Consider the following 5,516-nt stretch of genomic DNA (forward strand, 5'->3'; position numbering starts at 1 on the left):
TCGCCTGCTGCTTCGAGAAATTCACGCACGGTCGGTGCGGCCAGGGGTGACCGGCGCGGCGGGGGGCTCCGCCGTCGACGAGCGAGACCTGCTTGGGGCAGCGCCACGTCCAACTCGGTGCCGTCGAGCGGCAGTCGCTCCGAGCGCGAGGCGGACACGTGCACGTCCTCGGCAAGGCCGGTCTGCTGCAGTGCTTCGTCGACGGTCAGTGCGGTGGTCCAGATGTTCTCCGGCTTGCCATCGACGTTGAGCGTGATCTCGCGGGCGCGGCGCAGGACACGGTGTCGCCGTCGCTCAGGCCGGAATCGGCAGCGGGAACCACCAGATCCTTGTCCGACGGGGCATAACCGGCGTCGGCCAACGCACTGCTCACGTCGGTTTTCATCGTGCTCAGCGAGATCATGTCGCCGTCGACGTCGATGGTCACGGTCTTGTGACGGCTCACGGCCATCACACCGCCGGCGACGAGCGTCATCAACAGGGCCGCGATGACCAGGTAGAGAGTGGTCGAGCGGGCGGAGTTGAGGCGTCTGATAGTCGACAAGTTTCGTATTCCTGGCGGTTGCGAGCGTGACTTCGGCGTCGAAACGCCCGAGTTCGGTCACGGTACGGTAACGAATTAGTACCCACGCCGCAACCTCAGCAGCTAGAGGCCGTACAGCCTCTCCGCATTGGCAGTGGCGTGAGCCGCGAGCTCCGCCGGATCCTGCCCGCGAACCTCGGCCAACGCCCGCGCGGTGTACGGCAGGCAGTACGGCTCGTTCGGTGCACCTCGATACGGATGCGGCGTCAGGAACGGTGCGTCGGTCTCCACCAACACCGATTCGTCGGGCACCAGTACCGCGGCCTCCCGCAACGCGTGCGCATTCTTGAAACTGACGGTCCCGGAAAAGCTGAGAACGTAGCCGGCGTCGACGCAGGCCTTCGCGGTCTCGGGACCACCGGAGAAGCAGTGGAAGATCACCGTCTCGGGAGCACCTTCCGCCGTCAGAACGGCCAGCAGGTCCTCGTCGGCCTCACGATTGTGAATCATCAACGGCTTGCCCAGACGCTTCGCCAGATCGATGTGCCAGCGAAATCCGTCGTGTTGCTCGGCCACCGTGGCGCAACCGTCGAGCTTGCCGGGCCAGTAGTAGTCCAGCCCGGTCTCCCCCACGGCAACCACCCGCGGGTCGGACGCCAACCGCTCGATCTCGGCCTTGGCTGCGTCGTCGAGCACGTTCGCGCGGGTGGGATGAATGGCCACCGCGGCCCACACCCGCGGATCCCAGGACGCCGCGTCGACCGCGAAGCGCGCGGCCTCGAGATCGTCGGCGATCGTGACCACACGCGTGACACCGACGGACTCGGCCTTGTCCACGATCGCGGCCACACTCGTCGCGTCGGTCGCCCCACACGCGTCGAGGTGGGTGTGCGCATCGACGAGAGTGCCGACGGGCTCGGGCAACGGTGGTGCGGGACGGTCTCTGCTCACGCTGGTTAGAGTAGGCGCACCATGACTGCGCCAGCTGATGCCCCACGGCCACCGTTCTACGTCACCACGGCGATCGCGTACCCCAACGGCGCTCCGCACATCGGACACGCCTACGAGTACATCGCCACCGACACAATCGCGCGCTTCAAGCGCCTCGACGGCTACGACGTGCGATTCCTGACGGGCACCGACGAGCACGGCCTGAAGATGCAGCAGACCGCGCAGACCGAGGGCGTGGACGTACGCGAGCTCGCCGCGCGCAACTCCGATGCATTCCAGACCGCGCAGGACCTGCTGAAGATCTCGTACGAAGCTTCATCCGCACCACCGACGCCGATCACCACGCCGCCAGCCAGGAACTGTGGAAGCGGATGGAAGCGAACGGCGACATCTATCTCGACGCATTCTCCGGCTGGTACTCGGTCCGGGACGAGGCGTTCTACACCGAGGCCGAGACCACCCTCGCCGAGGACGGCTCGCGCGTCGCGACGGAGACCAACACTCCGGTCGAGTGGACCGAGGAACCGTCGTACTTCTTCAAGCTGTCGCAGTACCAGGACAAACTGCTCGAGTTGTACGACGCGTCGCCGGACTTCATTGCGCCCAACACCCGCCGCAACGAGATCGTGAACTTCGTCAAGGGTGGTCTGCGGGACCTGTCGATCTCCCGAACCACGTTCGACTGGGGCGTGCCGGTGCCCGGCGACCCTGCGCACGTGATGTACGTGTGGGTAGACGCGCTGACCAACTACCTCACCGGCGCCGGCTATCCCGACCTCGAGTCGGAGTCGTACCGCAAATTCTGGCCGGCCGATCTGCACATCATCGGCAAGGACATCACCCGCTTCCACACCGTCTACTGGCCGGCGTTCCTGATGTCCGCGGGCATCGAACTGCCCAAGCGAGTGTTCGTGCACGGGTTCCTGAACGTCAAGGGCGAGAAGATGTCCAAGTCTCTCGGCAACGTTCTCGACCCGCAGTCGTTGGTGGAGAACTACGGACTCGATCCGGTGCGCTTCTTCTTCCTCCGCGAGGTCTCGTTCGGTCAGGACGGCAGCTACAGCCACGAGGCCATCGTCGCCCGCGTCAACGCCGACCTGTCCAACGAACTCGGCAACCTCGCGCAGCGTTCGCTGACGATGGTCGCCAAGAATCTGGAAGGGAAGCTTCCGACGCCCGGCGACTTCACCGCCGAGGACGACGCGATGCTGGCTCGCGCGGATGCACTGCTCGAGATCTGCCGACGCGAATTCGAGGTTCAGGCACTGCATTCCGCGCTCGAAGCGATCTGGTCGGTGCTCGGTGAGACCAACCGCTACTTCTCGCAGCAGCAGCCGTGGGTACTGCGCAAGACCGACCCCGATCGCATGGCCACCGTGCTGTACGTGACGCTCGAGGTGCTGCGCATCGTGGGCATCCTGACGCAGCCCGTCATGCCCGATTCCGCGTCACGCATCCTGGACCTGCTCGGTGCCTCGAATCGCGAATTCACCGACGTAGCAACACGTTCGGTGCCCGGCACAGCCCTGCCGACCCCGACGCCGGTGTTCCCCAAGTACGAGTAGTGCCTTCGGCAGTCGTGTGGTTATGTTCCCCCTGCGGCACTCAACCGCACCACTGCCGCAGGCACTCACAAGGTCTTTTCGAGCTCCTCCAACGTGTTCTCGAGATGCGTCAACATGCGCTGCAGATGCGGCACACTGCGCCGGCATCCGATGAGACCGAAGTTCAGCGAGTCACCGTTGCTGGCGACAGTGATGTTGAGCGCCTGCCCGTCGGCCACGATCGACGCCGGGTAGATGCCGTCGAGTTTCGCGCCGTTCCAGTACAGATCCTCTTTGGATCCGGGCACGTTGGAGATGATGACGTTGAACGGCGGCGGGGTGTAGTCGACGAATCCCGGCACCGGGCCGAACAGCAACGGGGCCATGGTGACTGCGCCGACGGCCAGCGCTTCGAGGGTGTTGAGTTCGCTCATCATCTGCTTGCCCTTGACGGTCGAATCCTTGATTCGCTCCAGCCGCACAACGGGATCGGATTCGTCCGTGGCCAGGTTGCAGAGGATGGTCGTCACCGAGTTACCAGCGTCCCTGTCGTCTTCTTCCTTGCGGAGCGAGACCGGCACCATCGCGATCAGCGGCTCCTCCGGGAGTGCGTTCTGATCGATGAGGTACGCACGCAAGGCCCCGGCGCACATCGCGAGCACCATGTCGTTGAGCGTCGCATCCAGCGCAGTACCGACGGTACGGATGCGCTCGATCGACCAGCTCTCGGCAGCGAAGCGGCGCGCGCCGCCGATGGGCACGTTGAACATGGTGCGCGGTGCCTGCAACGGCAGCTGCGCCCCTTCTTTCTTCAACGCGCGCAACCCGATTCGCGCCGACGCAGGCGCGAAGTCGACCAGGTCCCCGACGATCTTGCGTCCCAACGAGAGCCCACTGCCCAGCTGGGCAAGCCGTCCCGGCTGCTCGACGGCGACCTGCTTCTTGCGCCGACCGAACAGCGACGGATCCCACGTTGCGACGCCGTTTCGATCGTCAGGATCGGTGGTGAGCGTTCGCTGCATCAGTTTCAGTGCGCTGACACCGTCGACCAACGAGTGATGCACCTTGGTGTACAACGCGATTCGGCCGTCCGCCAGACCCTCGATGATGTGCAGCTCCCACATCGGTCGGTAGCGGTCCAGCGGCGCGCTGTGGTTGAGCGAAAGGAACTGGAACAGCTCTCGAATCCGCCCCGGCTGAGGCAGTACCGTGCGCCGCACGTGGTACTCGAAGTCGACGTCCGAGTCGAAGGCCCAGGCCAGATTGCCCATGATCTGCACCGGACGCGAAGGCCGCTTGCGGAAGAGCTCGTGTACCTCCCCGGTGGTGAACTTGCGGTGCACTTCCTCGGCGAAGTCGTGCGGATCGCCGGGCGGTACGAACAACTCCAGACCGCCCACGTGCATCGGGTGCTCCCGTGACTCGGCGATCAGAAACATCGATTCGGTGATGGGCATGAGTGCCATGAGCTGTCCCTTTTCCATTTGTTTTCGGTCACGGTACGGCACCGAATGTGACTCAGAACACGACCTTACGTCGGGTCACGAAAAGCTACCCGCTATTGTCCGTTACCAGGGGTTCCAAATAGAGCGGGGTTCCGACGCACGGCGCACACGCGCCGCGCAACGACAACGGGGATGGAGGCGACGGCTATGAATCCGGCGCTCACCGTAGTGAAATCGACCGACCCGACAGCCACCGCACGCAGGCGCGATATCCGCGGCGCGAGCGTGCAGTCACAGATTCTGTCCAAATACCTGCAGTTCACGGTTCGACCGTTCCTGACCGTCTGGGCGCAGGCACCGTCGCTACCGTGGCCGATGGGTTTGGTCGACTACGCCGGGATGCTGGTCCCACAGATCAGCGGCACCACCCGCAGTCGCGTCATGCTGGCCGAGTGCGAGGCCGAATGGATCCGCGCCGAGGGAACCGGGTCCGATCGCGTGGTGCTCTACCTGCACGGCGGTGCCTTCGTCTGCTGCGGTCTGCGGACCCATCGCCGGATGACCTCACGGGTTTCGAAACACGTCGACGGCTCGGTGCTGTCGGTGAACTACCGCATGATGCCGCGCAATCCGATCAGCCATGCCGTCGAGGACGGCGTCGACGCGTACCGCTTCCTGCTCGATTCCGGATACAGACCGGAGCAGATCGTCCTGGGCGGCGACTCGGCGGGCGGATACCTCGCGTTCATGGTCACCCTGGCGCTGCGCACCGTCGGCCTGCCCGCGCCCGCAGGAATATTCACCATGTCGCCGTTGACCGACATGGACCCCACCCGCAAGCTCGATCACGAGAACGCGTCGAAGTGTTCGGTCTTTCCGTCCACCGCAGTTCCCGCACTGACGGCGCTGGTCGATCGCGTCGACTCGCGCATCGTCGTCGACGGTGAACGGGGCCCGCGGGTCTCACCCGTCGACGGCGATCTGACAGACCTGCCTCCGGTCCTGATTCAGGTCGGTTCCACCGAAATGGTCTATCCCGACGCAGAACTCATG

General features: G+C 64.7%; 5 protein-coding genes and 1 pseudogene. 2 read left to right on the forward strand and 4 right to left on the reverse strand.

Annotated features, from left to right (window positions below):
* The 3 genes from RHBS_RS32405 to RHBS_RS23590 all read right to left on the reverse strand — a co-directional run.
* Nucleotides 1–275 (reverse strand): ubiquitin-like domain-containing protein (locus RHBS_RS32405; RefSeq protein WP_374700653.1); only part of this gene is annotated, 275 nt, incomplete at its 3' end.
* Entirely contained in the window at nt 206–544 is a 339-nt protein-coding gene (locus tag RHBS_RS32410; RefSeq protein ID WP_374700652.1) for a ubiquitin-like domain-containing protein, read from the reverse strand. The genes RHBS_RS32410 and RHBS_RS32405, both read right to left, overlap by 70 nt.
* A gap of 102 nt (nt 545–646) precedes the next feature.
* Nucleotides 647–1,474 carry a TatD family hydrolase gene (locus RHBS_RS23590; protein WP_128646558.1) on the reverse strand — a complete coding sequence of 276 codons (828 nt, stop codon included), beginning with the start codon at nt 1,472–1,474 and terminating at the stop codon, nt 647–649.
* A gap of 21 nt (nt 1,475–1,495) precedes the next feature.
* Here RHBS_RS23590 and metG point away from each other — a divergent pair.
* A pseudogene (gene metG, locus RHBS_RS23595) lies at nt 1,496–3,039 on the forward strand (methionine--tRNA ligase).
* Between the two features lie 65 nt (nt 3,040–3,104).
* Here the strand turns inward: metG and RHBS_RS23600 are convergent.
* Entirely contained in the window at nt 3,105–4,484 is a 1,380-nt protein-coding gene (locus RHBS_RS23600; protein WP_128646560.1) for a wax ester/triacylglycerol synthase family O-acyltransferase, read from the reverse strand.
* A gap of 186 nt (nt 4,485–4,670) precedes the next feature.
* Between RHBS_RS23600 and RHBS_RS23605 the strand changes: the two genes are divergently transcribed.
* The coding region (locus tag RHBS_RS23605) for an alpha/beta hydrolase (RefSeq protein ID WP_237669615.1) at nt 4,671–5,516 on the forward strand (846 nt) is incomplete at its 3' end.

The sequence above is a fragment of the Rhodococcus sp. BS-15 genome (assembly GCF_000813105.1).
GTDB lineage: Bacteria > Actinomycetota > Actinomycetes > Mycobacteriales > Mycobacteriaceae > Rhodococcoides.